The sequence below is a fragment of the Actinomadura sp. NPDC048394 genome (genome assembly GCF_040651755.1).
Taxonomy (GTDB): Bacteria; Actinomycetota; Actinomycetes; order Streptosporangiales; family Streptosporangiaceae; genus Spirillospora; species Spirillospora montaniterrae.
The window spans coordinates 17,364-44,039 of sequence record NZ_JBEZJL010000092.1 but is presented as its reverse complement, the minus strand read 5'-3'; the positions used below and the strand labels follow the sequence as shown (position 1 = coordinate 44,039).

General features: G+C 73.5%; 27 protein-coding genes. 9 read left to right on the top strand and 18 right to left on the bottom strand.

Annotated elements, in window-relative coordinates:
- The 12 genes from AB0C78_RS43425 to AB0C78_RS43370 form a co-directional block, all read right to left on the bottom strand.
- A partial coding sequence (locus AB0C78_RS43425; RefSeq protein WP_360760087.1) for an MMPL family transporter occupies positions 1–2,259 on the bottom strand: 2,259 nt, incomplete at its 3' end.
- Positions 2,260–2,420: 161 nt separating this feature from the next.
- Positions 2,421–3,014 carry a TetR family transcriptional regulator gene (locus AB0C78_RS43420; protein WP_360760084.1) on the bottom strand — a complete coding sequence of 198 codons (594 nt, stop codon included), beginning with the start codon at positions 3,012–3,014 and terminating at the stop codon, positions 2,421–2,423.
- Between the two features lie 138 nt (positions 3,015–3,152).
- The gene (locus tag AB0C78_RS43415) at positions 3,153–4,313 is read right to left on the bottom strand and encodes a 4-hydroxybenzoate 3-monooxygenase (RefSeq protein ID WP_360760081.1); all 1,161 of its coding nucleotides are present in this window, start codon (positions 4,311–4,313) and stop codon (positions 3,153–3,155) included.
- A gap of 63 nt (positions 4,314–4,376) precedes the next feature.
- On the bottom strand, positions 4,377–5,177 hold the full coding sequence (locus tag AB0C78_RS43410; RefSeq protein ID WP_360760078.1) for an IclR family transcriptional regulator: 801 nt from the start codon (positions 5,175–5,177) through the stop codon (positions 4,377–4,379).
- 14 nt (positions 5,178–5,191) lie between these two features.
- Entirely contained in the window at positions 5,192–5,572 is a 381-nt protein-coding gene (gene pcaC, locus AB0C78_RS43405) for a 4-carboxymuconolactone decarboxylase (RefSeq protein ID WP_360760075.1), read from the bottom strand.
- Positions 5,569–6,363: a 3-oxoadipate enol-lactonase gene (pcaD, locus tag AB0C78_RS43400; RefSeq protein ID WP_360760072.1), complete on the bottom strand. Its 795-nt coding sequence runs from the start codon at positions 6,361–6,363 to the stop codon at positions 5,569–5,571. Before pcaD ends, pcaC begins: the two co-directional genes overlap by 4 nt.
- The gene (gene pcaB / locus AB0C78_RS43395; protein ID WP_360760069.1) at positions 6,360–7,610 is read right to left on the bottom strand and encodes a 3-carboxy-cis,cis-muconate cycloisomerase; all 1,251 of its coding nucleotides are present in this window, start codon (positions 7,608–7,610) and stop codon (positions 6,360–6,362) included. Before pcaB ends, pcaD begins: the two co-directional genes overlap by 4 nt.
- The gene (gene pcaG / locus AB0C78_RS43390) at positions 7,600–8,166 is read right to left on the bottom strand and encodes a protocatechuate 3,4-dioxygenase subunit alpha (protein WP_360760067.1); all 567 of its coding nucleotides are present in this window, start codon (positions 8,164–8,166) and stop codon (positions 7,600–7,602) included. Before pcaG ends, pcaB begins: the two co-directional genes overlap by 11 nt.
- Positions 8,166–8,831 carry a protocatechuate 3,4-dioxygenase subunit beta gene (gene pcaH, locus AB0C78_RS43385; protein WP_151541187.1) on the bottom strand — a complete coding sequence of 222 codons (666 nt, stop codon included), beginning with the start codon at positions 8,829–8,831 and terminating at the stop codon, positions 8,166–8,168. The genes pcaG and pcaH overlap by 1 nt, the downstream gene beginning before the upstream one ends.
- Positions 8,832–9,035: 204 nt before the next feature.
- Entirely contained in the window at positions 9,036–10,022 is a 987-nt protein-coding gene (locus AB0C78_RS43380; RefSeq protein ID WP_360760064.1) for a sigma-70 family RNA polymerase sigma factor, read from the bottom strand.
- Between the two features lie 144 nt (positions 10,023–10,166).
- Complete coding sequence (locus AB0C78_RS43375) at positions 10,167–10,409, bottom strand: DUF397 domain-containing protein (RefSeq protein WP_360760093.1); 243 nt, start codon at positions 10,407–10,409, stop codon at positions 10,167–10,169.
- A gap of 371 nt (positions 10,410–10,780) precedes the next feature.
- The gene (locus AB0C78_RS43370) at positions 10,781–11,662 is read right to left on the bottom strand and encodes a helix-turn-helix transcriptional regulator (protein WP_360760062.1); all 882 of its coding nucleotides are present in this window, start codon (positions 11,660–11,662) and stop codon (positions 10,781–10,783) included.
- A 735-nt stretch (positions 11,663–12,397) separates the two neighbouring features.
- Here AB0C78_RS43370 and AB0C78_RS43365 point away from each other — a divergent pair.
- The 5 genes from AB0C78_RS43365 (at position 12,398) to AB0C78_RS43345 (ending at position 16,658) form a co-directional block, all read left to right on the top strand.
- Positions 12,398–12,952, top strand: a complete 555-nt coding sequence (locus tag AB0C78_RS43365) for a hypothetical protein (protein WP_360760059.1) — start codon at positions 12,398–12,400, stop codon at positions 12,950–12,952.
- A gap of 74 nt (positions 12,953–13,026) precedes the next feature.
- Positions 13,027–14,484, top strand: a complete 1,458-nt coding sequence (locus AB0C78_RS43360; protein ID WP_360760056.1) for a radical SAM protein — start codon at positions 13,027–13,029, stop codon at positions 14,482–14,484.
- Positions 14,485–14,560: 76 nt separating this feature from the next.
- Positions 14,561–15,115, top strand: coding sequence for a universal stress protein (locus AB0C78_RS43355; protein ID WP_173092351.1), 555 nt, complete (start codon positions 14,561–14,563; stop codon positions 15,113–15,115).
- 44 nt (positions 15,116–15,159) lie between these two features.
- Positions 15,160–15,804 (top strand): nucleoside monophosphate kinase, encoded by a 645-nt coding sequence (locus tag AB0C78_RS43350; protein ID WP_151541180.1) that lies wholly within the window; start codon positions 15,160–15,162, stop codon positions 15,802–15,804.
- Positions 15,801–16,658, top strand: a complete 858-nt coding sequence (locus tag AB0C78_RS43345) for a pyridoxal-phosphate dependent enzyme (RefSeq protein ID WP_360760052.1) — start codon at positions 15,801–15,803, stop codon at positions 16,656–16,658. Before AB0C78_RS43350 ends, AB0C78_RS43345 begins: the two co-directional genes overlap by 4 nt.
- A 43-nt stretch (positions 16,659–16,701) precedes the next feature.
- Here the strand turns inward: AB0C78_RS43345 and AB0C78_RS43340 are convergent, their stop codons facing one another.
- From AB0C78_RS43340 to AB0C78_RS43325, 4 genes are all read right to left on the bottom strand, one after another.
- Positions 16,702–17,775, bottom strand: a complete 1,074-nt coding sequence (locus AB0C78_RS43340) for an acyl-CoA dehydrogenase family protein (RefSeq protein ID WP_360760049.1) — start codon at positions 17,773–17,775, stop codon at positions 16,702–16,704.
- A complete protein-coding gene (locus tag AB0C78_RS43335; protein ID WP_360760046.1) occupies positions 17,772–18,965 on the bottom strand; it encodes an acyl-CoA dehydrogenase family protein in 1,194 nt (397 codons plus the stop codon). The genes AB0C78_RS43340 and AB0C78_RS43335 overlap by 4 nt, the downstream gene beginning before the upstream one ends.
- Before the next feature lie 135 nt (positions 18,966–19,100).
- Positions 19,101–19,511 carry a nuclear transport factor 2 family protein gene (locus tag AB0C78_RS43330; protein WP_360760043.1) on the bottom strand — a complete coding sequence of 137 codons (411 nt, stop codon included), beginning with the start codon at positions 19,509–19,511 and terminating at the stop codon, positions 19,101–19,103.
- A complete protein-coding gene (locus tag AB0C78_RS43325; RefSeq protein WP_173092339.1) occupies positions 19,508–19,906 on the bottom strand; it encodes a nuclear transport factor 2 family protein in 399 nt (132 codons plus the stop codon). Before AB0C78_RS43325 ends, AB0C78_RS43330 begins: the two co-directional genes overlap by 4 nt.
- 83 nt (positions 19,907–19,989) lie before the next feature.
- On the opposite strand from AB0C78_RS43325, the gene AB0C78_RS43320 reads away from it, so the two are divergent.
- Entirely contained in the window at positions 19,990–20,586 is a 597-nt protein-coding gene (locus tag AB0C78_RS43320; protein WP_360760040.1) for a helix-turn-helix domain-containing protein, read from the top strand.
- Here AB0C78_RS43320 and AB0C78_RS43315 read toward each other — a convergent pair.
- Together AB0C78_RS43315 and AB0C78_RS43310 are read right to left on the bottom strand one after the other, a co-directional pair.
- Positions 20,565–21,458 (bottom strand): hypothetical protein, encoded by an 894-nt coding sequence (locus tag AB0C78_RS43315; RefSeq protein WP_360760037.1) that lies wholly within the window; start codon positions 21,456–21,458, stop codon positions 20,565–20,567. The genes AB0C78_RS43320 and AB0C78_RS43315 overlap by 22 nt on opposite strands.
- A 24-nt stretch (positions 21,459–21,482) precedes the next feature.
- Positions 21,483–23,486: an AAA family ATPase gene (locus tag AB0C78_RS43310; RefSeq protein ID WP_360760034.1), complete on the bottom strand. Its 2,004-nt coding sequence runs from the start codon at positions 23,484–23,486 to the stop codon at positions 21,483–21,485.
- Between the two features lie 284 nt (positions 23,487–23,770).
- Between AB0C78_RS43310 and AB0C78_RS43305 the strand changes: the two genes are divergently transcribed.
- From AB0C78_RS43305 to AB0C78_RS43295, 3 genes are all read left to right on the top strand, one after another.
- Entirely contained in the window at positions 23,771–25,048 is a 1,278-nt protein-coding gene (locus tag AB0C78_RS43305) for an MFS transporter (RefSeq protein ID WP_360760031.1), read from the top strand.
- A 23-nt stretch (positions 25,049–25,071) separates the two neighbouring features.
- Positions 25,072–25,764 carry an alpha/beta hydrolase gene (locus AB0C78_RS43300; RefSeq protein ID WP_360760028.1) on the top strand — a complete coding sequence of 231 codons (693 nt, stop codon included), beginning with the start codon at positions 25,072–25,074 and terminating at the stop codon, positions 25,762–25,764.
- A gap of 97 nt (positions 25,765–25,861) precedes the next feature.
- The gene (locus tag AB0C78_RS43295; protein WP_360760025.1) at positions 25,862–26,671 is read left to right on the top strand and encodes an SDR family oxidoreductase; all 810 of its coding nucleotides are present in this window, start codon (positions 25,862–25,864) and stop codon (positions 26,669–26,671) included.
- Positions 26,672–26,676 lie beyond the last annotated feature (5 nt).

Genomic DNA, 26,676 nt, shown 5'->3' with positions numbered 1-26,676 from the left:
GGCAGCTCGTCGAGCAGCCGCGCCAGGACGCGGCGGGTCAGCTCCGGCGCGCGCCTCGCGCTCGCCCTCGCCGGGGCGCGGCGCGGGGTCGACGCCGCCGTGCCCGTCATGGAGCAGATGCCGAAGCCTCTCACCTTCGACGTCCACGTTGGGCAGGATGCGGGCGAGCCACCGCGGCAGCCACCAGGCGGACCGGCCGACGAGCGCCATCACCGCCGGGACGATGGTCATCCGGACGACGAAGGCGTCGAAGGCGACGCCGGCCGCCAGCGCGAAGCCCATCATCTTGATCATGGACTCGGAGGAGGACAGGAACCCGGCGAACACCGCGATCATGATCACCGCGGCGGCGGTGACGACGCGGGCGCCGTGCCGGAAGCCGGTGACCACCGCCTCGCCCGGGGGCGCCCCGTGCACGTGCTCCTCGCGCATCCGGGTGACCAGGAAGACCTGGTAGTCCATCGCCAGCCCGAACACCACGCCGATCATGAAGATCGGCATCATGCTCATGATCGGGCCCGTGGTGTCGACGCCGAACAGCCCGGACAGCCAGCCCCACTGGAACACCGCGACGACGGCGCCGAAGGTGGCCGCGACGGTGAGCAGGAAGCCGAGCGTGGCCTTCAGCGGCACGAGCAGCGACCGGAACACCAGCATCAGCAGGATGAACGCGAGCCCGACGACGAGCCCGAGGTAGGGCGCGAGGGCGCTGGAGAGCTTGGCCGACACGTCGATCATCATGGCCGTCCGGCCGGTGACCATCGCGCCGGCGCCGGTCTGCGCCTTCAGCCCGTCGGCCTTGTCGCGGATCGCCGAGACGAGGTCCTCGGTCTGCTGGCTGCTCGGCCCGCTCTTCGGAACGACGGTCAGCACCGCGGTGTCGCCCTTCGGGCTCGCCTGCGGCGGCGTCACGGTCACCACGTCCGGCAGCGCCCGGATCTCCCCGGCGAACCGCTGCCCGGCCGCCTGCGCGTTGGCACCGTCGACGACGACCATCAGCGGCCCGTTGAAGCCGGGCCCGAAGCCCTTGTCGAGCAGGTCGTAGGCCTGGCGCTGGGTGGTGGCGGGCGCGGCGGCCTCGTCGCCGGGCATGCCGAGCCGCAGGTCCAGCGCCGGGGCGGCGATCACGCCGAGGCCGGCGACGGCGAGCAGCAGGACCGGCAGCGGCCGGCGGACGACGAACCGGGCCCACCGCTCGCCGAACGGCGGCCGGCCGCGGCGCGAGACGCCGCCGCGCAGGAACGGGATCGCGCCGCCGAGGACCTTGCGTCCGGCGAAGCCGAGCAGCGCGGGCAGCAGGCTGAGCGCGATCAGGACCGCGATCACCACGGCGAACGCGGCGGCGAACCCCATCTCGGTGAGCATCGGGATGTCCACCACGGCGAGGCCGGCCAGCGCGATGACGACGGTCAGCCCGGCGAACACCACCGCCGATCCGGCGGTGCCGACGGCGCGTCCCGCGGCCTCCTCGCCGGTGCGGCCCTCCCGCAGCTCGTGCCGGTACCGGGAGACGATGAACAGCGCGTAGTCGATCGCGACCGCGAGCCCGAGCATCAGCGCGAGCGTCGAGGTCATCGAGCTCATGTCGATGAGCCCGGTCGCGGCGGTGATGCCGGCCATCGCGATGCCGACGCCGAGGATGGCGTTCAGCAGCGGCAGCCCGGCGGCGATCAGCGACCCGAACGTGATGATCAGCACGACCGCGGCGACGGCGACGCCGATCACCTCGGTGGCGCTCTGCTCCGGCATCGCCTCGGTGGCGTCGCCGCCCATCTCCACCCGGAGCCCGGCGTCCTTGCCCGGCTGGGCGGCGGCGGTCAGCGCGTCGCGCGCCGCGTCGGTGACGTCGATCGCCGGCACCTTGTAGGTGACCTGCGTGTAGGCGATCCTGCCGTCCTGCGAGACGGCCTTCGCCTGGTAGGGGTCGACGACGGAGGCGACCTGCGGCGCCGCCTTGAGCTTGGCGACGACCTTCTCGACGCCCGCCTTCCCGGCGGGGTCGGTCACGGTCCTGCCGTCGGGGGCGGCGAACACGACCCGTGCGGTGGCGCCGTCCGCGGACGCCTGCGGCATCCGGTCCTTGAGCAGGTCGATCGCCTGCTGGGACTCGGTGCCCGGCATCGAGAAGTCGTTGGAGGTGGGCCCCTTGAGCACCGCGGCGCCGACGCCGAAGAGCACGAGCAGCCCCACCCAGAGCAGCGTGACGAGCCGGCGGCGCCGGAACGAGAACCGGCCGAGCCGGTAGAGGAAGGTGGCCAAGAGAGCGTCCCATCGGTAACGGGGCGTGCGGACATGGCCCCACGGCGGCCGGCCGTCGGGCTGTCACTCGGTCAGGGGGGGTGGTGGGGGTGCTCGCCGCCCTGCGGGGGGACCCGGCGCCGCTGGGCGGCGGCGCGGCGCCGGGGGTCGGAAGGGCCCGGTTACGGGCCGGGCAGCCCGGCGCGCAGCTGGGCGAACGCCGAGTCGATCAGTTCGGGCAGGTCGGCGCCGCTCCGGCCGTCCACCCACAGGTCGACGGCGGTGCGCATGGCCACGCCGGCGGCGCCCGCCAGCAGGTGCGGGTACAGGTCGCGGCCGGCGTGGGTGCCGGTGCGCGCGGCGATGACCTCGGCGATCTGCCGCTGCATCTCGCCGAGGCCGCACAGCTGCTTGCCGACCAGCGCCGGGTTCCGCTTGACCACGCGCAGCAGCGCGATGGTCTCGTCGCGGGTGTCGGTCGGCAGCAGCACCTCCCGGACGACCTCGCGCAGCGCGTCCCAGATCGGCTCGCCCGCCGGGCGGCCGCGCAGGGCGTCGATGACGGCCTGCGCCCCGTCGGTGAGCGGCGCGACGATCGCCTCTTCCTTGCCCGGGAAGTAGTTGTGGAACGTGCGGGGGGAGACCCCGGCCGCGTCGGCGATCGCCTCGATCGTGACGCCCTCGACGCCGCGCTCCACGGCGAGGAGGGCGGCGGCGCGGCTGAGCGCCTGGCGCGTCGCGACCTTCTTGCGCTCGCGCAGGCTCGTCTCGGTCATGCCCTCACGGTAAACCGAACTTGCGTGCCCGGCAAAATTTCAGGCACTGCCAGCTTGCGTGATGTGCATCTCACCGCCGGCCGGGAACAGATCCGCGCCGCGCACCGTTCACGTGCCGACCCGCGCCCGCCTCGCGCGCTAGCCGATCGGCAGGCCCGTGTAGTTCTCGGCCAGCATCGTCTTCGCCGCCTCGGAGGAGGCGACGTAGTCCAGGTGGGAGCGCTGGAGCCGCAGCGCGAAGCCGTCGGCGGCCGGATCCACGTGCAGCAGCGTGGTCATCCAGTAGGAGAAGTGCTCGGCCCGCCACACGCGCCGCAGGCACGTCGAAGAATACGCGTCGAGCAGAGTGTCCGAGCCCGACGCGTACCGCTCCGTCAGGGCCCTGGCCAGCACGATCACGTCGGACACCGCCAGGTTGAGGCCCTTGGCGCCGGTCGGCGGGACGATGTGGGCCGCGTCGCCGGCGAGGAACAGCCGGTCGTGCCGCATCGGCTCGGCCACGAAGCTGCGCATCGGCGTGATCGACTTGTCGGTGATCGGGCCCTCGTGCAGCTTCCAGCCGTCGTCGGTGGCGAACCGGGCCGCGAGCTCCTCCCAGATCCGCGCGTCCGGCCACGCCGCGATGTCCTCGTCCGGCGGCACCTGCAGGTAGAGCCGGCTGACCTGCGGGGAGCGCAGGCTGTGCAGCGCGAACCCGCGGTCGTGGTTGGCGTAGATCAGCTCCTCGGTGGACGGCGGGACGTCGGCGAGGATGCCGAGCCAGGCGAACGGGTACTCGCGGGAGAACGTCCGCAGCCCCGGCACCGCCGGGCGGCTGACGCCGTGGAACCCGTCGCAGCCCGCGATGTAGTCGCACTCCAGGGTGTGCACCTCCCCGGCGGTGTCGCGGAACGTCACGCTGGGCGCCGAGGCGTCAAGGCCGATCACCTCGGTCTCGAACCGCACGTCGCCGCCGTCCGCGAGCCGCTTGGCGACCAGGTCCTTGACGATCTCGGTCTGCGCGTAGACCGTGACGGTCCGGCCCGTCAGGTCGGTCAGCGGCACCCGGTGCCCCGCGCCGCCGAACCGCAGCTCCAGCCCGTGATGGACGAGCCCTTCGCGGTCGAGCCGCTCCCCCACGCCGCTCTCGCGGAGCACGTCCGTGGTGCCCTGCTCGAGCATCCCGGCCCGCTGCCGCCGCTCCACGTAGCCGCGGTCGCGGCTCTCCAGGACCACCGAATCGATCCCCTGCAGATGCAGCAGATGCGACAGCAGCAGCCCCGCCGGGCCGCCGCCGATGATCGCCACCTGGGTACGCATCGAGCCTCCTCGTCGTCCGTTCTGGGGTTCCCCCTTGCGATGCTGGCGCGCGTACCCGCTGGTTCAGGCGTCGGCCTTCCGCTCGGTGGAAAACGTCTCCGGGTGTCCGCGCCAGTGCTGGGCGACGTCCCGTGACAGCGCCCGCGCCGCCGTCGTCAGCGGCGGCAGCAGCCGCCGCAGGTCCGCGCTGCGGGTGCGGGCGACCAGCGACAGCGCCGCCACCACCTCGCCCGTCCCGTCCCGGACGGGCGCGCCGACCGACGAGGCGCCCAGCGTCATCTCGTCGCGGGTCAGCGCGTAGCCCGAGCGGCGCACCTGCTCCAGGCAGCGCCGCATCTCGTCCGCGTCGGTGATCGTCCGGGCGGCGTGCCGCTCCAGCCCGGCGGCGAGGACCCGCTCCCGGTACTCCGGCGGCGCGAACGCCAGCAGCACCTTGCCGACCCCGGTCGTGTGCAGCGGCAGCGTCGCGCCGACCTGCGTCACGACCGGCACCGACCGAGTCCCGCGCAGCCGCTCCACGACCAGGACGCGGTCGTCGCGCAGCACGGCGAGCTGCACGTTGTCGTGCGTCGCCTCGTACAGGTCCTCCATGTGCGGCAGCGCCAGCTCCCGCAGCCCGGTGACGGCGGGGGCCTGGCTGCCGATCCGCCACAGCCGGGTGCCGATGCGGTACGTCCCGTCCGGCACCCGCTCCAGGAACCCGCCGGCGGCCAGCTCCCCGACCAGCCGGTGCCCGGTGGCGAGCGGCAACCCGGCGCGGCGGCAGATCTCGCTCAGGTTCAGGCGCACGTCGTCCTGGGCGAAGGCGTTCAGGATGGCCATCACCTTGCCCGCCACGCTCACCGGGCGCGCGCGCTCAGCCATGGCCCTCCCGACGGTCACTCCTGTTCGGCCAGTACCCGCTGGGCGACGGCGAACGCCGAGTTCGCGGCGGGCACTCCACAATAGATCGCCGTCTGGAGCAGGACCTCCTTGATCTCCTCGCGGGTCAGCCCGTTGCGGAGGGCGGCGCGCACGTGCATGGCGAGCTCGTCCAGGTGACCGCCCGCGACCATGGCGGTCAGCGTGATGCAGCTGCGCGTCTTGCGGTCGAGCCCGGGACGCGTCCAGATCTCGCCCCACGCGTACCGGGTGATCAGATCCTGGAAGTCCTCGGTGAAGGCGTCCTTGCGGGCCTCGGCGCGGTCGACGTGCGCGTCCCCGAGCACCTCGCGACGCGTCCGCATGCCCTCGGCGTGCCGTTCCCCGTCGGTGCTCATGCCCGTCCCTTCCAGGTGCGGTCCAGGTGCGCGGTGATCGCCTCGGTGACCGGTTCCGGCCGCTCGGCGTTGGCCAGATGCCCGGCCCCGTCGATCACGACGAGCTCGGCGCCGGGGATGCCGCCGGCGAGCCGGTCGGCGTGGCCGTGCGGCGGAGTCGGGCCGTCCTCGGCCCCGGCGATCACCAGGGTCGGCGCCGAGACGCCGCCGAGACGCGCGGTGGCGTCGAACGCGGCGAGCGCGTCGCAGCACGCCGCGTAGCCCTCCGGGTCCGTCTCGCGGAGCATCGCGACATACGGCTCCGCGCCGGTGAACCCGGGGGTGAACCAGCGGCTCGCGGCCGTGCCGGCGACCGGCCCCACGCCCTCGCGGCGGACGAGCGCCGCGCGGTCCCGCCACGGCTCCGGGTCGCCGAAGCGGGGCGAGGTGCAGCACAGGACGAGGCTCGCGACGCGTTCCGGGGCGCGGAGCGCGAGGGCGGTGCCGACGGCGCCGCCCAGCGAGACGCCCGCGTACGCCGCCTCGGCGATCCCGAGGCGGTCGAGCAGCGCGGCGACCCCGCCGGCGAGGTCCTCGACGGTGAACGGGCCGTCCGGGGACGGCGCGCCGCCGTGCCCCGGCAGGTCGTAGCGCAGCACCCGCCATGCGCGCGTCAGCGCAGGCAGCTGAGGCAGCCACAGGTCCATCGAGGTGCCGAGGGACGGGCCGAGGACGACGACGGGCGCGTCCGGCGGCCCGTCGAGCCGGTACTGCGGGATGCGGGATTCCGGGGTGTTCGGGGGCGGGGTCACGCGCGGCTCCTCCGGTACGCGTCGAGGGCGCGGTCCGCCAGGGCGGAGGCCGCGCCGGTGCCGGGATCGTCTCCGAGGACGTCCAGCAGTCCGTCGAGGTTCGCGCGCATCCGGTCCGCCGACACCTCCAGGCCGCAGACCAGGTCGGCGGCGGTCTCGGCGGCGCCGCCGGCCAGCCGGAGGCACTCGCGCAGCGGCTGCCACTCGGCGTGCCACTCCCCCGCCGGGCGTTCCAGCGGCGCGGCCTGCGCGGCGAGGACGACCTGCGCGTACGCCGGCACCTGCAGCGCCGCCGACCGGACGAGGGCCGACAGCGCCGGGTTGCGCTTGTGCGGCATCGACGACGAGCCGCCCCGCCCGGGCCCGGCGGCCTCCGCCACCTCGTCGACCTCGCTCTGCGCGAGCAGCCACACGTCGGTGGCGATCTTGCCGAGGGCGCCGGCGGTCACCGCGAGCGCCGCGGCCAGGTCGGCGACCGGGGTCCGGCGGGTGTGCCACGGCAGGACCGGCACGTCCAGGCCGGTCTCCTCGGCGAACGCGCCGACCAGGTCGAACGCCCGGTCGCCGTAGGCGTCCAGCGTCCCGGCGGCGCCGCCGAGCTGGACGGGCAGCGCGACCGCCGCCAGCCGCTCGCGCGCCTCCAGGCAGCCGAGCAGCCAGTTCGCCGCCTTCGCGCCGAACGTGGTGGGCAGCGCCTGCCGGCCGAGCGTGCGCGCCGCCATCGGGGTGTCGCGGTACCGCGCCACGGTGCCGGCCAGCCCGTCCAGGGCCCGGTCGAGGTGGGCCAGCAGGCCCCGCCGCGTCCGGGCCGCGACGAGCATCGCGCCGGTGTCGGCGATGTCCTGGCTGGTGGCGCCCTTGTGGACGTGCTCGCCGGCGGCGCCGGCGAGGCCGCGCAGATCGGCGACCAGCGGGACGACGGGGTTCCCGGAACCGCGGGCACGGCGCGCCACGTCCGCGACGTCGATCCCGCCCGCCGAGGCGGCCGCGGTGATCGCCTCCGCCGCGGCGGCCGGGATGATCCCCAGCCGGGCCTGCGCGCGGGCCAGCGCCGCCTCGGCGTCGAGCATCGCCGCCAGATACGCGGCGTCGCCCGTGGCGGCCTCGGCCTCCGTCCCGGCGCGCACCGGCGACAGCAGCCCCGCGTCGGCGGACGGCCCGGCGCCGGCGGAGGGCCCGGCGCCGGCGGAGGGCCCGGTCGCGGTGGAGGGCCCGGCCGCGGCGGGCGGCGGCGTCTCAGAAGGCAAGGAAGACCGTCTCCCCCTCGCCCTGCAGCCGCACGTCGAACCGGTACGCCCGGTCGCCCTCCCGCTCGGCCACCAGCGTCCCGCGGCGGTCCGCGGGGACCTCGGCGAGCAGCGGGTCGGCGGCGTGCGCGGCCTCGTCCTCCGGGAAGTAGATCCGGGTCGCGACCGGCTTCAGCAGGCCGCGCGCGAACACCAGCAGCGCGATGTACGGCGCGCCCGCCCCGACCGCGCCCGGCTTGACGGTGGTGAACCAGAACCCGCCCGCCGGGTCCGTGCCGCACCGCCCGAACCCGGAGAAGTCATGCCCCTCCCGGACGATGCCGCCGGGCCGCTGCGGGATCTCGCCGTTCTCGTCGGCCTGCCAGATCTCCAGCAGCGCGTCCGGCACCGGCTCGCCGGCGCCGTCGAGCACCCGTCCCCGGATGGTGATCGCGTCCGGCCGCCAGGCGGGCGCGACCCGCGGGCCGGCCTCGTACGGCAGCGCGTACCCGTAGAACGGGCCGACGGTCTGCGACGGCGTCGTCTTGGCCTGCGGTGTCTTCGCCGGCGTCGTCATCAGGCCTCCATCGGGGTGTCGCCGAGCACGATGTCCCACTGGAACCCCAATGCCCACTCCGGCTTGGTGAGATCCATGTCGAACCGGGAGATCAGCTTCTCGCGGTCGCGCTCCTCGGGGATCGACTGGAAGATCGGGTCGAACGGGAACAGCGGGTCGTCCGGGAAGTACATCTGCGTGACGAGCCGCTGGGTGAACGCGGTGCCGAACACCGAGAAGTGGATGTGGGCGGGCCGCCACGCGTTGTGGTGGTTGCCCCACGGGTAGGCGCCCGGCTTGATCGTGATGAACCGGTAGCGGCCCTCGTCGTCGGTCAGGCAGCGTCCCGCGCCGGTGAAGTTCGGGTCCAGCGGGGCGGGGTGGATGTCGCCCAGGTGGTTGTAGCGGCCCGCGGAGTTCGCCTGCCAGACCTCCACGAGCGCGTTCCGCACCGGGCGGCCCGCGCCGTCCAGCACCCGGCCGGTCACGATGATCCGCTGGCCGAGCGGCTCCCCGGAGTGCTGCACGGTGAGGTCGTTGTCCAGCCGTCCGAGCTCCTGGTGGCCGAAGACCGGCGAGGACAGCTCGACGCTGTCCGGGCCGAGCTTCGGCATGATCAGCTCCTGCGCCGGGGCGCGGAGCACGGTGCTCTTGTAGCCCGGATACAGGTACGGGGGATGCGTCATGCGCTCGTTCCTTCCTCGACGTGCCCCGCCAGTGGCGCCCCGTTCGCGGCGCGGATCTCCCCAGGCGCGACGCACTGCCCTCCACCCTGGCAGCCGGCGACGGCGACGGCGCACCCGGGTTTCCGCTCAACGGAAAATCAGGGCCGCCGTCTGCGGCACGTCAGGCGGCGTCGAGCCGCCGCACCGCTCCCCTCCCGGCGGCGGTCAGAGGGTCTCGGGCAGGCCGAAGACCGGGAACAGCGTCGTGTCGAAGAACGCCGACACCTGCACCACCTCGCCGCCGGCGATGCTGAGCACCTGGAGCTGGAACGGCCGGTGCACGCCGTCCGCGTCGCGCCGGTACATGCCGAAGGCGGGCTGCCCGTTGGCGGCGGCCGGCACCATCCGCAGCTCCCCCGGCTCGGGCGCGCACTGGGCCTTGATGAGCCGGACGATCGAGTCGGCGCCGACGAACCACTGCGGGAACGGCGGCATCTCCCAGACCGCGTCCTTCCGGAACAGGTCCAGCAACGCGTCCACGTCCGCGTCGTCGAACGCCTTCGCGTACCGCTCGAGCAGGTCCCGCTGGCCCGGGTCGGTGGGCTCGACCAGCTCGTCGCGCAGCGGCGCCGCCTCCTCCAGCTGCGCCCGCGCCCGCTGCAGCGCGCTGTTGACGGACGCGGTGGAGGTGCCGAGCAGCTCGGCGGCCTCGGCCGCCTTCCACTTCAGGACGTCCCGCAGGATCAGCACGACCCGCTGCTTGGCGGGCAGGTGCTGGAGCGCGGCGACGAAGGCGAGCCGGGTGCTCTCGCGGGCCGCGACGATGGTGGCGGGGTCGGCTGCGTCCGCGCCGAGCACCGCGTCGGGCGCCGGCTCGAGCCACGGCATCTCCGGCGAGGCGACCACGGGGCGCTCCGGCTCGTCGCTGGGCGCGCCCAGGCCGGACGGCATCGGGCGGTGGCCGCGCTGGTCGATCGCGGTCAGGCACACGTTCGTCGCGATCCGGTAGAGCCAGGTGCGCAGGGACGACCGCCCCTCGAAGTTGTCGTACGAGCGCCAGGCGCGCAGGTACGTCTCCTGGACGAGGTCCTCGGCGTCGTGGATGGACCCCAGCATCCGGTAGCAGTGCGCCAGCAGCTCCCGCCGGTACGGGTCGGCCAGCTCCTGGAAGTCGTGGCCCGTCTCTTTGGTGCTGTTCACCATGGTGGTCATCACCTTCGCTGGGGCGGCGTCACTGTGGCGGCGCTCACATGGCCGCCTCACACCCCGACCGTAGGCGACCCCACCGACAGAACACGTGCAATCCGACGATCCTACGCCCCGACCTGCGGATTCATCTCTCCGCAGAGCCCCGCGTCACCCCACCCGCCCCCGAATCCCCGCCACCAACCCCGCGAACGCCGCCCGCGTCATCACCACGACCGGACCCTCGACGTCCTTGGAGTCCCGCACGAGCACCGACGCCCCGCTCCCGGCCACCTCCACGCACCCGGAACTCCCGCTGGCGGACGCTTTGCGCCAGCGAGGGCCGCGCTCGGGGCGTCGAGCAAGGCCGGAGAACACCGCACCACCGAACGCGAAGCCGGACCGCAGGGCCATAGCCACCAAATCCTTCCAGGCCAGGCCCTGCAAGGGACCCGTAGTTCTTGACCGCAGTGTCATGCGATGACTACCCGTGTGAGCGATCGCCACCTACGGCGGCCGCTCATACGACAGCAAAGTTTTAGCACTTCCCCCAGGACAGCGCACCCTTACGAACGACCCCGTTCCAGCATCCTCAACAAAGCCGCCGTCCCCGGCTTCGCGGGCCAATAGAATGGGATTTTCAGGCACGCATCACCCATAGACCTGAATTCAGTGCATTCATTCGCAATTGCGGAGTTTTCGGGAATGGGCGGGATGCAGGATGGAGCCACCCGGCCGACGCCTGCGCCACGGACGGAACCCACCCGGTCACGCCCCGTCGGGTGTCACGTCATCGAATCGATGATCTCCTCGATGAAGGGGCCCGTCTCCTCGGGCGGCATGGCCAACTGCCGCAGGTTCTCGTACGCCGCCCGGTATTCGGTGATCCGCGGGTCCCGGTCAACGACGGTCACGTCCCACACTCCGGTCAGCTCAAGGAAGAGGACGTCGTTGACCCGCGGATCAGTGAATTCGAGGATGGTGAACTCGCCCTTCATCCCGAAGTGCGCCCCCTTCGAGAAGGGGATCACCTCGACCGAGACGTTGGGCCTTTCCAGAACATCGAGGATGTGCCGGAGCTGCCGCGGCATCACACCGGAGTCGACCTGCCCGCCCACCCTGCGGCGCAGCACCGCCTCGTCCATCACCATCATGAGTTGCGGTGGATCGGCCCGGTTGAACACCTCCTCCTGACGCTGCATCCGCACCTCCACCACGACGTCGCGCTCGGCCGGCGACGAAACGAGTTCGATGGTCACCGCATTCGCGTACTCCTCGGTCTGCAGAAGCCCGGGAACGAGCAACGGCTGGAAACTGCGAATGACCGACGCCCCGGTCTCGTATCCGAGGTAGCGAAGGAAATCGGCGGCCAGTTCGTGCCGGTAGGGCGCCCACCAGCCCCGCTGCCGGGCCTCGCGGGCGATTTCGGTCAGCTTCCCGACTTCCGGGTCCCCGTCCTGAATCCCGTAGTGCCGCAGCAGGGCGTGCAGATCGGTGGTGGAGACGCCGACGGCGCCGCCCTCGATTCGGATGAGTTTCGAGGTCGACCAGTCGAGAGCGGCGGCGACCTGCTCCTGCGTCACCCCCTTCGCCTGCCGGAGACGCTGGAGCTCGCTGGTCAGTATCGCGCGCTGGACCACCGGCCCGAATCTCGAGGGCATGCTCATCGCGACCTCTTACTCACCGAGTGAAGATCACCCTTGACTCTTCCCGGCAGACCGGAACGTCGCTGTTCGCCGCCCTCCAGGGTGCCTCCATTAAATCAGCGACGTAGCAGTTTGCCAGACCCATTTGCAGCAGGTCGCAGAATGCAGTCGGACAACGGCGGGACGCGATCCGGTACCTCGCCGATAGCCGGGCGGACCGCCCCGCCGGTCCGGTGCCGTCACTCGCGTCACACCGGCACCGCCCAGCGGCGAAAACCATCATGTGGCCGTTTGACAGCGGTCGCTCCGCCTGCTTCCACCACGCCACTCGCCCGGGCGCCCTCCCGCAGGACGCGTGGCACCGGTTTGCCACTTCTCGCGGCGACAGGTGGAGAAAAAGTTTCTTGCGATCTGCGGCGCGCAGATCTGCGGCAGGCAATCAGCCGACGGCACGGGCACTTCGGCGAGCGGCCGCATAATAGTGGATGACCGCGGAACCACCACCTCGCGGCGGCAGGGCGGCACAAGCCGGTCACCCGCACCGAAGGTGGCGGGACCCCTGCTGCCACAGGAGCCCCGCGGCAGACCTGTCGGCCATTCCCAGAAAGGCCTCGATCCTCTATGAGGATACGTCTTGCACGCGACCGGATTCCAGCGTCACGGGACGCTTCCGTCACAAGGGCGTATTTCATCGGCCGCCGGCCGCACACTCCGCCGCATCCGGCGGCCGCCCGGCTCCACACATGCCTTCTCGCGGTGGACGTGGTGGCGTTCAGCGCCCTGGACCGGGACGAGATCGTCCAGCTCGAACTGCGTCACGCCATGTACGCGACCGTCCAGCGGGCGCTCGCGATGACCTGCATTCCGTGGCAGGCCTGCCACGCCGAGGATCGCGGCGACGGGATCCTGGTGGTCCTGCCGCCGGACATTCCGGGCCACCTGCTCCTCGACCCGCTCGCGAACCATCTCAGCGCGATGCTCCGGCAGTGGAACCTGTACCGGAGCGATGTCGCGAGGCTGCGGATGCGGGTCGCGGTGACCGCCGGCCCGGTCCGGTGGGACGAGTACGGCGTGTCCGGCCGCGTGGTGATCGAGCTCTTCCGGCTTCTGGAGGCGCCCTCGTTCAAGGAGGCCATCGACCTGTCCGGCTCCGATCTCGGCCTGCTCGCCGGCGAGCGGTTGTTCGAGGACGTGGTCTGCAGCGGTCCCTACGTCGAGCAGGAGCGGTACCGGGCGATCCAGGTGGCGTGCAAGGAGACCAAGGCCGTCGGGTGGCTGTGGCTGTCGCGGAGCGGCGCCGTGGCGGCGTAGCGTCCCGGACGGCCTCCACGGGATCTCCACATCGGCGGCACAGGGCCTGCTCTTTCGGGCGGGAGCGTTGGGGCATGCGCGTGAAGATGATCCTGCCCGCCCTGACGGAGGCGTCCTCGCCGTTCTTCAGGCCGATCAAGTACTCGCTGTTCCCGCCGCTCGGGCTCGCGACCCTCGCCGGGTACCTCGGCCCCGACGACGAGGTGACGCTCACCGACGAGCACGTCCAGAAGGTCGACGTGTCCGACGAGCCGGACCTGGTGGTGATCCAGGTGTACATCACGTCCGCGCGGCGCGCCTACGAGCTGGCGGACCACTACCGCGCCAAGGGCGCGCACGTGTGCCTCGGCGGGCTGCACGTGACGTCGCTGCCGGACGAGGCGGCGGCGCACGCCGACACGATCTTCTGCGGGCCCGGTGAGGACACCTGGCCGCGCTTCCTCGCGGACCTGCGGGCGGGGCGGCCGGCCCCGCGCTACGACTCCTCGGAGCGGACGCTGGCGGGGCTGCCGCCGGTGCGGCGGGACCTGATCGACCGGCGCCGGTACCTCGTGCCGAACTCGATCGTCGTGTCCCGCGGGTGCCCGCACGTGTGCGACTTCTGCTACAAGGAGGCGTTCTTCGAGGGCGGCAAGTCGTTCTACACGCAGACCGTGGACGCGGCGCTCGGCGAGATCGACCGGCTGCCGGGACGGCACCTGTACTTCCTGGACGATCACCTGTTCGGCAACGCCCGGTTCGCGGGGGCCCTGTTCGACGGGATGCGCGGGATGGGGCGGCTGTGGCAGGCCGCGGGGACGGTCCAGTCGGTGCTGCGGCCCGGGCTGCTGGAGAAGGCGGTGGAGTCGGGGCTGCGCAGCCTGTTCGTGGGGTTCGAGACCGTCAACGCCGGCAACCTCAAGGAGCAGCGCAAGTGGCAGAACATCGACCGGGACTACGGGCAGGTGATCAGGCGCCTGCACGATCACGGCGTCATGGTGAACGGCAGCTTCGTGTTCGGCATGGACCAGGACGATCCGAGCGTGTTCGAGCGGACGGTGGAGTGGGCGGTCGGCCAGGGCATCGAGACAGCGACGTTCCACATCATGACGCCGTATCCCGGTACGCGGCTGTACGCCCGGATGGAGAAGGCCGGGCGGATCCTGCACCGCGACTGGGACCGCTACGACACCCGTACCGTCGTGTTCAAGCCCGCCCGGATGACCGCCACGCAGCTGGAGGACGGCTACTGGCGCGCCTACCGGGACTTCTACCGGTGGCGGAACATCGCGCGGGGCGCCGCGTCGAAGCCGACGCTGCGCGGCAAGGCCCGGCACGCGGCCTACGCGGGCGGGTGGAAGAAGTTCGAGCCGGCGTGGGACGTGGTGATCCGCGCGAAGCGGGCGGGGGCGGCGCTGCCGCTGCTGGAGTCGGTCCTGTCCGGCTTCGGCGCGAGGCCGGCGGGCGCCCGTGCCGGGCGTCCGGGGGCGGCCCCGGGCGAGCGGCCTGCGGGCGACACGCCGGTGACGATTGCGGAAACTCGGCTTTCCTGAAGCGGAAACACTTCCGTCGGAACGGGTATGCCTGCACCCTAGAGTGCACATCAGTCCGTTGCCTTCAGGAGGGACCGTGATCGCGAGACCGGAGGGCGGCCCGCGCGTCGTCGTCGGGGTCGATGACTCCGCGGGGGCACGATGCGCGCTCTCCTGGGCGATCGGCGAGGCGCGGCTGCGCCGGCTGCCGCTGCTGGTCGCCCATTCCGCGCCGCTGCCGCCGCACGTCTCGGCGGCGGGCCAGCTCGGCTGCGGGATCACCGACGCGCTGCGCGGGTCGGGCGCCGAGCTCGTCGCCCGGCTGCTGGACGAGGTGAGCGGCGGTCCGCCCGACGGCGTCGAGATGACGGCGCTGGCCCTGGTCGGGGAGCCGGGGGCGACCCTGGTCCGGCTGGCGGGCGAGGACGACATCCTGGTCGTCGGGCACGGGACGCGGGGGCCGTTCTCGCGGCTGCTGCGGCCGTCGGTGCGGCTGCACTGCGCGCGCCGGGCGCGGGCGACGCTGGTGTGCGTGCGGCCGCCGGCGATCGGGACGCTGCCCGACTGCCTGACGCTGCGCGACGAGCCCGAGCACGTGCCCGACCGCTCGCGGTTCCGGTGGCTGGGCCGGGCGCTGCGGCTCGCGCGCTGACCCGCGGTCGCGCCCGCCCGGGCCGCGCCGCATAGGCTGCGGGCATGCGCAAGTACGTGATCATCGGGGCGCAGGGCAGCGGGAAGGGGACGCAGTCGCTGCTGCTGGCGCGCGATCTCGACCTGGTGCACATCAGCGTGGGCGACGTGTTCCGCTGGCACGTGCAGAACCACACCAAGCTGGGCGCGCAGGTGCGGCGCGCGATGGCGGCGGGCGAGCTGGTCGGCGACGACCTGGTGGAGGGCGTCGTCCGGGACCGGCTCGAGCAGCACGACTGGAACTACGGGTTCATCATCGACGGGTTCCCGCGCAGCCGGCGGCAGGCGGAGTTCTTCCTGGAGAGCTACGACATCGACGGCGTGATCCATCTGGACCTGCCGGACGACGAGGTCCGGCGCCGGGTGCTGGCGCGCCGGCTGTGCTCTGAGTGCGGGATGGACTACAACCTGATCGCGGACCGGCCCACGCAGGAGGGCCGCTGCGACGTGTGCGGCGGAGAGCTGGTCGCGCGCGAGGACGACACCGAGGAGGCGGTGACGGAGCGGCTGCGGAACTACCGGGAGAAGACCGCCCCGATCCTGGAGCTGTTCGGCCGCAAGGAGTACGTGGTGACGGTGGACGCGCGGCCCGGCATCGACGCCGTCCAGCGGACGCTGCGGGAGAAGCTCGGCCTGCCCGCCCCGCGATGATCCTGCCCGAAGCCGCGCCCTCCCCGGTCGTGGAGCTGGACGAGGCGCGGTTCGCGCGGCGCGGCCTCCGGCTGTTCGTGAAGCGCGACGATCTCGTCCATCCGGAGCTTCCGGGCAACAAGTGGCGCAAGCTGCGGCACAACATCGGGCCTGCCCGCGAGCACGGGACGCTGCTGACGTTCGGCGGCGCGTACTCCAACCATCTGCGGGCGACGGCTGCGGCCGGGGACCTCTTCGGGTTCGCGACGATCGGGGTGGTGCGGGGCGAGGAGCACCTGCCGCTCAACGCGTCCCTGGCATACGCCGAGCGCCAGGGCATGCGCCTCACGTACATGGACCGGACGACGTACCGCCGCAAGCACGAACCGGACGTGATCGCCGCGCTGCGGGAGCGGTGGGGCGACTTCTACCTGCTGCCCGAGGGCGGCAGCAACGCTCTGGCCGTCCGGGGCTGCGCGGAGCTGGGCGCCGAGTCGGCGGGCTTCGACGTCGTGTGCTGCCCGTGCGGGACGGGCGGGACGCTCGCGGGCCTCGCGGCGGGGCTGCCGCCGGACGCACGCGCGCTCGGGTTCTCGGTGCTCAAGGGCGGGTTCATGGACACCGAGGTGGAGCGGCTCCAGCGAGGGACGTACGGGGAGCGGCGCGGTTCGTGGAGCGTCGAGCACGGCTTCCACTTCGGCGGCTACGCCCGGACGACCCCGGAGCTGGACGCTTTCATCGGCGGCTTCGCCGCCCGGCACGGGCTCGTCCTCGACCGGGTCTACACGGCCAAGATGATGTTCGGGATCGTCGCGCTCGCCGAGAGGGACGCCTTCCCGGAGGGCACGCGGATCCTGGCGGTCGTCACCGGCTGACCGCCCCGGCGAAGAGCTCGCCGGGGCGGGGCGGCGCGGAGCCTCAGGCCGAGGGCAGGTCGACCAGCGCCGCCAGGGACGCGCGGTGGCGGTCGGCGGTGCCGAGCGCGATCGCGTCGGCCTTGGCGCGCTTGAGGAACAGGTGCGAGGAGTTCTCCCAGGTGAAGCCGATGCCACCGTGCATCTGCACGCACTCCTCGGCGGCCTTGAGCGCGATCGCGGAGCAGTGCGCCTGCGCGACCGCGACGGCGACCGGCAGGTCCGCGTCGCCGGAGGCGGCGCAGGACGCGGCGTACCGGGCGACGGCGCGGGCCTGCGTGATCGACGTCCAGAGGTCGGCGAGCCGGTGCTTGAGACCCTGGTAGGAGCCGACCGGACGGCCGAACTGGTACCGGTTCTTGACGTAGGCGACGGTGTCGTCCAGGCAGCGCTGGGCGAGCCCGAGCTGCTCGGACGCCAGCATCGCCGCGCCCGTCAGCAGCGCCGCGCGGACCGCGTCGCCGCCCTCCGCGACGCGCCGGGCGGGCGCGCCGGAGAAGGCGATGTCGGCCAGGCGCCGGGTCATGTCGAGCGAGGTCACGGCGGTGCGGGCGGCGTCGGCGGCGTCGACCGCGTACAGGCCGTCCCCGGCCGGGACGAGCAGCACGTCGGCGGCGAGCCCGTCGGCGACCCCGGCGACCTCGCCGGTGAGCGCGCCCTCCGCGACCCGGACGGTCGCGGCGACGTCGCCGGGCGGCGTAGCGAACGGCACCGCCAGCACGGCGATCTTCTCGCCGGACGCCAGGGCGCCGAGCAGCTCCCGCTCCCCCGCCGCGAGCAGCGCGGCCGTCGCGATGACGGAGCTGCCGAGGAACGGGACGGGCGCGACGGCGCGGCCGAGCTCCTCCATCACCACGGCGGTCTCGCGCCAGGTGGCGCCGGCGCCGCCGAGGTCCTCGGGGACGGGCAGCCCGGCGCAGCCGAGCTGACCGGCGACGGCCTTCCACAGTGCCGCGTCGTAGGGCTCGTCCTTCTCGGTGCCGGCGAGGACGCCGGTCCAGGGCGCCTTGTCGTCGAGCAGCTCGCGGACGCCGGCGCGCAGGTCGTTCTCGATCTCGGAGTAGAGGAGGTCGCTCACTTGGGCAGGTCCTTCCACGCCACGTCCTTGTCGACGCGGATCTCACCGGGCAGGCCGAGGACGCGCTCGGCGATGATGTTGCGCAGGATCTCCGAGGTGCCGCCCTCGATGGAGTTGCCCTTGGCGCGCAGGTAGCGGTAGCCGGGCGAGCGGCGGGTGAAGTCGACCTCGGTGGGGCGGCGCATCGTCCAGTCGTCGTAGCGCAGCCCCTCGTCGCCGAGCAGCTCCAGCTCCAGGCCGGAGACCTCCTGGTTGAGCTTGGCGAACGCGAGCTTGGCGCCGGACCCCTCGGGGCCGGGCTGCCCGGCGGTGAGCTGCTGGCGGAGCCGCTCGCCGGTGAGCCGGGCCGCCTCGGTCTCCACCCAGGCGCGCAGGACGGCGTCGTGCAGGCCGGGGGTGCGCAGCTCGGGCCGGTCGCGCCACAGGCCGGCGACCACGCCGATCATCCCGCTCTCCCGCGGCGCGGCGGCGCCGCCGATCGCGACCCGCTCGTTCATCAGCGTGGTGGTGGAGACCTGCCAGCCCTGGCCGACCTCGCCGAGCCGGTGCTCGTCGGGGATCGCGACGTCGGTGAGGAAGACCTCGTTGAACTCGGCCTCGCCGGTGATCTGCCGCAGCGGCCGGACCTCGACGCCGGGGGCGGTCATGTCGCAGACGAAGTAGGTCATGCCGCGGTGCTTCGGCACGTCCGGGTCGGTGCGGGTGACGAGGATCGCCCAGCGCGCCTCGTGCGCCATGGACGTCCAGACCTTCTGGCCGTTGACGATCCACCGGTCGCCGTCGCGGACGGCGCGGGTGGCGAGCGCGGCGAGGTCGGAGCCGGCGCCGGGCTCGCTGAACAGCTGGCACCACAGCTCCTCGCCGGTCCACAGCGGGCGCAGGAAGCGGCGCTTCTGCTCCTCGGTGCCGAAGGCGAGGATCGTGGGCGCGGCCATGCCGAGCCCGATGCCGTTGCGCTCGGGGTGGTTGGTCGGCGCGCCGGCCTTGGCGAACCTCCGGTCGACGGCGGGCTGCAGGGAGCGGGGGGCGCCGAGGCCGCCCAGTCCCTCGGGGTAGTGGACCCAGGCGAGGCCGGCGTCGAACCGGGCGCGCAGGAACTCCAGCGGTTCGGTGGCCGACGGGTCGTGGGCGGCGAGGAACTCGTCGACGCGCCTGCTCAGCTCGTCGGCGTCGGGCGGTGCAGTGCTCACAGGGCGAACCTCCGCGCGGGGTGCAGGGGTGGCGAACGGGCCACCGGCGAACGAACATACCAACCGGTCGGTATGGCCCGTCCACCCTAAGAACCGGCACGGGGGTCGGTCAACCGCCCGCGCCCGGCTCGTCCCCTAATGAGCGGCGGCGAAGGCGCGCGCGAGGCCGCGGTGGTCGTGGTAGTCGCGCGTCTCCACGATCAGGCCGTCCCGGACGCGCAGGACCTGGATGTTCGGGACGCGGAACGCGTGCCCCGTCGTGGCGATGCGGCCGTCGTAGTCGAACTCGGCGACGATCACCTCCGGATCGGCGGTCTCGTGCACCACGACGTTCGCCGCGCGCAGTTGGAGCGGTCCTTCGGCGGCTCTGCGGAAGTGCTCGCCGATGACCGCCCGGCCCTCCAGGTGCGGCGGCGCGGGCGGGAGCGCGAACGGCTGGTCGACCACCGCGTCCTCGGCGTACAGGTCCGCCAGCTCGTGCCAGCGGCCGGCGGAGATCCCGGCGCTCAGCAGCGCGAACACCTCCCGCGGCGTCGGGACGCTCACGCCATCGCCTCCTCGAACGCCTGGTGGTGGGCGTAGTCGCGGGACTCGACGATGCGGCCGCCGCGGACCCGCATGACGAAGACGTTCGGCACGACGAAGTCCCGGCCCGTCTCGGTGTTGCGGCCCGCGTACTCGAACTCGGCCACGATCACCTCGGGGTCGGCGGTCTGGTGGACGACCACGTTGCGGGCCTTCATCTCCACCGGGAGGGTCTCCAGCCGCGCGAAGTGCGCGCGCAGGGCCTCGCGGCCCTCCAGCCGGGACGCGGGGTGGGCGAACGGGTGCACGACCACCGCGTCCTCGGCGTACAGCTGCGGCAGCCCGTCGGGCCGCCGCGCGGTCACCCCGTCGATCAGCCGCTGGAAGACGGCGCGGGGGGTGGCGAACTCGGACATGACTCTCTCCCGTACAATCGGAGTTTCTGCTCCGTATCCGAAAATATGGAGTCCGAACTCCACTTGTCAACGGGAAGGCCGCCATGACGACGACCTCGTCCGGGAAGCCGCTGCGCGCCGACGCCCAGCGCAACCGCGCCAAGGTCCTGGCCGCGGCCGAGGACGTGTTCGCCGCGCAGGGCACCTCCGCCTCGACCGAGGAGGTCGCGCGCCGCGCCGGAGTCGGGATCGGCACGGTCTTCCGGCACTTCCCCACCAAGGAGTCGCTGCTGGAGGCGGTGCTCGTCGCGCTGCTGGACCGGCTGGCCGGCGAGGCCCGGGAGCTGGCGTCGGCCGCCGATCCCGGCGCGGCGTTCTTCGGCTTCTTCGCCCGCGTGGTGTCCCAGGCGGCGGCCAAGCAGGCCGTCACCGAGGCGCTGGCCGAGGCGGGCGTCGACGCCCGCGAGGCCACCGGACGCACCGGACCGGACGTGAAGGACGCGATCGGCACCCTGCTGGAGCGGGCGCAGCGGGCCGGGGCCGTCCGCGCCGACATCGGCCCGGCCGAGGTCACCGCGCTGCTGGCCGGGATCTCCTACGCCGCCGGGCGCGCCGGCGGCAGCGACGACGTCCTCCGGATCGCCTTCGACGGCCTGCGCCCGCGGGACGGCGAGACCGGTCAGGAGGCCGCGCGCAGGTAGTGCGCCCAGTAGCCCTGCCAGGGGGCGTAGCCGTCGGCGATGCGCTGCAGGTCGGCGTCCGACAGCGGCCGCCCGTAGGCGCGGGACGCCGCGCCGCGCAGGGCCTTCTCCAGCGGGGTCTCGTCCATCCGGCCGAGGCCCCGGATGAGGATGAAGTTCGCCGACCACGCGCCGACGCCCGGCAGTGACAGCAGGAAGTCCTTGACCTCGTCGAACGGGCCGGTGCGGAGGAAGTCCTCGTCGGCGCCGTGCCAGGCGTGCAGGGCGCCGTGCAGGTAGCGTGCCTTGCGCTCGTTGCCGACGAGCTCGGCGATCCGGCCCTCGGAAAGGGTGACGAGCTGGTCGATGTCCGGGAAGGCCGCGTACTCGGTGCCGTCCACGGTGATCCGGTCGCCGAACGCGTCGCGCAGGGCGTGCTTGCCGCGCGCGGCGGCGGCCTGCGGCGCGCGCTGCGACAGGATCGCCCACACGAGGTTCTCCAGCGGCGTCGGGAACTTCACCTGGTGGTAGCCGTACAGCCGGTCGAGGACGGGCGCGAAGGCGGGATCCGCGCGGCCGACCGCGTAGAAGCCGGTGAGGTCGTCGGCGAGGCTGAGATGGAACGCGACGCGGTCCGCGGCGGCGCGGACGACGTCCTCGGTGAGCGGCTCGGCGGCGTGCAGGGTCGCGCGCACCCCGTCGCCCTCCTGGACGACCTGCGCGGCGACCGTCCGGCCGGCGGCGCGCAGCGCCTTGGTGAGCGTTCCGCCGTCGATCGACTGCTCGCCGGCGGTGGGCGCGAAGCCGCACATGAAGCGGAGCGCGGCGCCGAGGTCGAACGGCGGCGTCGCGGGCAGGTGCACGGTCTCGGTGAACGGACGCGGGACGGCCATGGCCCATCTTCACCGCCCGGGGTCTCAGGAGGCCAGCTCGGCGGGCAGGTCGTCCCGGTGCAGGACGGTCAGCGAGGTCACCGCGCGGGTCAGCACCACGTACAGCCGGGCCAGGCCGCGCGCCTCCGCGGCGGCGATCGCGGCGGGCTCGGCCACGATCACGTGGTCGTACTCCAGGCCCTTCGCCAGCGTCGCCGGGACGACGAGCAGCCGCGCGGTGCCGTCGGACTCCGGTCCGAGCAGCGAGGCGTCCAGCCCGGCGTCCGCCAGGGCCGCCGCATGCGCCGCCGCCAGCGCGTCCGGCACGATCAGCCCGATCGAGCCGGCCCGGGCCAGGGCCTCGCGCGCGGCCTCGACCGCCCCGGCCACCACGTCGGGCACGCGCCGCACGTCCAGCGCCCCGGCGCCGGCGCGCAGCGACCGCGGCCTCTCCAGCTCCGGCGCGACGTGCGGGAGCAGCCGGGCCGCGTAGTCGAGGACGGTCCCGGGGACGCGGAACCCGAGGGTCAGCTCGGTGACCTCGCCGTCCTGCCCGAGGTGCGACAGCACCTCCTTCCAGGACCGCGCCGACCAGGCCGTCGTCCCCTGGGCGAGATCGCCGAGGACGGTCGCCGACCCGGTGCCGCAGCGGCGGCCGAGGGCGCGCAGCTGCATCGCCGACAGGTCCTGCGCCTCGTCCACGACCAGGTGCCCGAGCGAGGCGGTCCGCTCGATGAGATCGTTCAGCTCGTCCAGGAGCGCGCGGTCGGCGGCGGTCCACTTCACCGAGCGGTGCGACCGGGCGGGCTTCTCCCAGAGCAGCGCGGCCTGCTCCTCCTCGTCGAGGACGCCCTTGGCGGCGGAGCGCAGGAAGTCGGCGTCCGACAGCAGCCGGAAGAGCACCTGCTCGGGCGTGACCTTGGGCCACACCTGGTCGAGCAGCTGCTTGACCGGCCTGCTGCGCGCCACCTGGTCCTGGACGCGGTCGTCGGAGGCCTCGCCGCGCTGCTCCATCCGGACGAGGATCTGGTGGGCGAGCCGCTGCGCGAACGCGGCGCGGCCGCTGCCGTAGCGGGTGGTGCCGCGCAGCCCGGCCGCGATCTCTCGCACCTCGTGGTCGGCGAGCCGGTAGCGGGCGACGCCGCGGGTGACGACGAGGCCCTCCTCCGGCTTGCGGACGTGCAGCCACAGCGCCCTGCGCAGCACGTCGGCCATCCGCGCCTCGCCCTTGGCGGCCGACACCGCCGCGGGCTCCTCCCCCAGCGGCTCGCCGAGCAGGTCGTCGATCGTAGCCTGCTCGACGCGGACCTCGCCGAGCGCGGGCAGCACCGCCGCGATGTAGGCGAGGAACGCGCGGTTCGGGCCGACGATCAGCACCCCGGACCGCGACAGCCGCTCCCGGTGGGTGAACAGCAGGTAGGCGGCGCGGTGCAGGCCGACCGCCGTCTTCCCGGTGCCGGGGGCGCCCTGCACGCAGACGGTGCGGGGCAGGTCGGCGCGGACGATCACGTCCTGCTCCGGCTGGATGGTCGCGACGATGTCGCGCATCGGCCCGGTGCGGGGCCGCTCGATCTCCTCGGTCAGGATGCGGGACGGGCCGAGCTCGGCGCCGCCGTCGAGGGGCTCGTCCTCGAACGCGGTCAGCTCGCCGCCCTGGAAGCCGAAGCGGCGCCGCAGCCGCCAGCCCATCGGCTCGGCCGGGCCCGCCTGGTAGAACGCCCGCGACACCGGGGCGCGCCAGTCCAGCACCAGCGGGCGGCCCTCGTCGCCGTCGTGGACGTGCCGCCGCCCCACGTACATGACGGAGGGCAGGTCGGGGCCGTCGTCGCCGTCGCGGTCCATCCGCCCGAAGAACAGCGGGGTGTCGGGATGGTCGGCGAGTGCCGCGACCCGCTGGTCGAGCAGCGACTCCAGGAACTGCTTGGACACCCAGTCCGCGGCGACGTCCGCTGACAAGGACTCCGCGTGCTCGCGCATCCGGCGCAGCGCGGCGCGGGACTCGGCGAGGTGGGCGCGCTCGGCGGCGAGGATCGACGGTTCGGCGGGCATGCCGGAGGACCTCCAGAGGCGAGGGGTGGGCGCGGGACGGCGAAACCCACGACCTTACCGGCCTCACGAGCACCGGGGCGACACCTTTTCGGCCGGGCGCCGGAGAGACGCCGACCTGGCGGTTCACCCCCGCTCGGCGGGATCGCGCGCCCCGTCTTGACCAGTGCCCGCCACGGGGTGCTATACAGAATTTATACGTATAAGTGACTCGCGTCACCGAACCCCCGAGGAGCCCCCATGAGCCCCACCGACCGCCGCGCCGCGGCCGTGAACGGGACCCTCCGGTGAGCGCCGGCACCGGCGCCGCTCCCCGCGCCCAGGCGGGCGCACAGGCCGGCGCGGCACGGACCCGGCGCGGGCTGATGCCGCTGCTGCTGACCGGCAACCTCATGCTGTTCTCCCTCTACGGCGGCGTGGCGAGCATCCTGCTGCCGACCCAGGTCGAGCACATCGACAAGGCGCACAAGGTCGCGATGCTCGGCCTCGTGACCGGCATCGGGGCGGCCTTCGCGACGCTGCTCAACCCGATCGGCGGCGCGCTGTCGGACCGCAGCCGCTCCCGCTTCGGCCGCCGGAACCCGTTCCTGCTCGGCGGCGCGCTGCTCGCGCTCGCGTTCGCGGTCGTCCTCGGACACATGGGCACGATCGCCCTGCTGGTCGTCGGCTGGTGCCTGCTGCAGGGGATGGGCAACGTCTACCAGGCGGCGCTCACCGCGATCGTCCCCGACCGCGTGCCGGCGGAGCGGCGCGGGACCGCGTCGGCGATGGCGGGCGCGGGCACCACGCTCGGCCTGCTCGTCGGCATCGTCGTCGCCGGCCGGTTCACGCACGCCGTCGCGTGGGGGTACACGACGCTCGCGGGGCTGCTGTTGCTGGCGGCGGTGCTGCTGGTGACGCTGACCCACGACCCGCGCCCGGACGAGCTTCCCCCGCGCGCGGCGGACGCCTCCTCGCTGCGCCGGGACCTGGCCTCGTTCCTGTCGGCGCTGCGCGTCCACGACTTCCGGTGGGTGTTCGCCGGACGCGCGCTGATGATCCTGTCCTACTTCTGCGTGACCGGCTACCTGCTCTACATGCTCGAGGACCACATCGGGCTGCCGCACGGGATGAAGAGCGCGGACGGCGTCGCGCTGCTCACCCTCATCGGCGCGGTGACGTCGGTGGCGACCACCGTCGTCGGCGGGCCGCTGTCGGACCGGCTGGACCGGCGCAAGACGTTCGTCTTCGTCGCCAGCGCCGGCATGGCCGCGGCGCTCCTGCTGCCGCTGCTGTCGCCGCACTGGACGACCATGGTCGTCTTCATGGCGGTCGACGGGCTGTTCTTCGGCGTGTACATGGCCGTCGACACCGCGATGGTCACGCTCGTGCTGCCGCGCGGCGAGGACGCCGCCCGCGACATGGGCGTGCTCAACATCGCCAACGCCGGGCCCCAGATCATCGCGCCGTTCGTCGCGTCCGCGATCATCAGTACCCCCGGCGGCTACCCCGCGCTCTACATCGTCGCGGCGGTGCTCGCCGTCGCGGCGGCGCTCACGATCCTGCCGGTCAGGAGCGTCCGCTGAACCCCTCGGAAAGGAAGTCCCCTGTGAAACTGAAGGTCCACGAGACCGGCGGCGGCGACAGGACCGCCGTGCTGATCCACGGCATCATGGCGTCCGCCGGCACCTGGTGCCGGGTGGCGCCGCTGCTCGCCGCCCGCGGCTACCGGGTCCTGATGCCGGACCTGCGCGGGCACGGGGAGAGCCCGCACGCCGCCGAGTACTCCCCCGAGCTGTTCGCCGCCGACCTGGTGGAGTCCCTTCCCACGGGCGCGGACGTCGCCATCGGCCACTCGCTCGGCGCGCTGTCGCTCTCCCTCGCCGCGGCGGAGCTGCGTCCCGCCAAGGCCGTCTACAGCGACCCCGCATGGAAGATCGGCGGCGACGCGAACCCGGACATCGAGGGGTTCGCCGCCTTCACCAAGCGGGCGACGGCGGAGCAGATCCGGAAGATGGCGCCGAAGTGGGCGGACGAGGACATCGCCGCCGAGCTGGACGGATACGCGCGGTGGGACGTCGGCGCCGCGCGGTGGCTGCGCGAGGCGGAGGACATGATCCCGGACCGCCCGGTCGTCCCGTCGCTGGTGCAGGGCGCGGGCGACCGGCGGCTGGTCCCCGACGACCTCGCCGCCGACCTGCGCGCGAAGGGGTTCGCGGTGACGCAGGTCGAGGGCACCGGCCACTGCGTGCACCGCGACGACCTCGACGGCTTCATGGCGTCGCTGGAGGGCTGGATCTAGGACGCGGGCCCGGACCCACCGCCGCCGCGACGCTCCCTTCGCGCGGCGGCGGCGGTGCGCCTTGCCGCGCGGCGCGGCCGTGTGTGACGTTGGCGGCATGGTGAGTCTGACGGGAAAGTCGGCGTTGGTCACGGGCGCGTCGTCCGGCATCGGCGCGGTCGTGGCGGAGACGCTGGCGGAGGCGGGCGCGCGGGTCGGGCTGGTCGCGCGGCGCGGGGAACTGCTGGAGAAGACGCTGGCCCGGTGCCGCGAGCACGCCCCCGGCTCGGCGATGTGGGTCGCCGACCTGGCGGACCTGGACGCGGTCGCCGGGCTCGCCGCCGCCGTGGAGGCCGAGTTCGGCGGCGTGGACGTCCTGGTCAACAATGCGGCGATGCCGAAGCGGCGCCGCGTCCAGGACATGGCGCCCACCGAGAACGACGACGTGCTGCGGCTGAACTACCTGTCGCCCGTGCGGCTGACGCTCGCGCTGCTGCCCGGCATGATCGAGCGGGGGCACGGGCACCTGGTCGCGATCGGGTCGGTCGCGGCGCGGCTCGGCCCGCCGCACGAGGCCGCGTACGGCGCGTCGAAGGCGGCGCTGACCGCGTTCTGGGAGAGCATGGCCGTCGACCTGGACGGGACGGGCGTGCAGGCGCACATCGTCCAGCCGGCGCTGGTCGACACCGACCTGTTCTCGCTGCCGGGCAACGAGCCGCCGCTCAGCGACCTGTCCGACGCGCTGCCGCCGCGGGAAGTCGCCGAGGCGGTGCTGGAGCTCATCGGGAACGGGCGGTTCGAGCGGTACGTGCCCGACTGGTTCGCCGAGATGGCGTCCGGCAAGGCGGCGGACGTCGAGGGGTTCGTCGCGGGCGTGAAGGAGTGGACGCGCGACCGGATCCAGGCCCTCGGCGCCGAACCGGCCTGACCGGC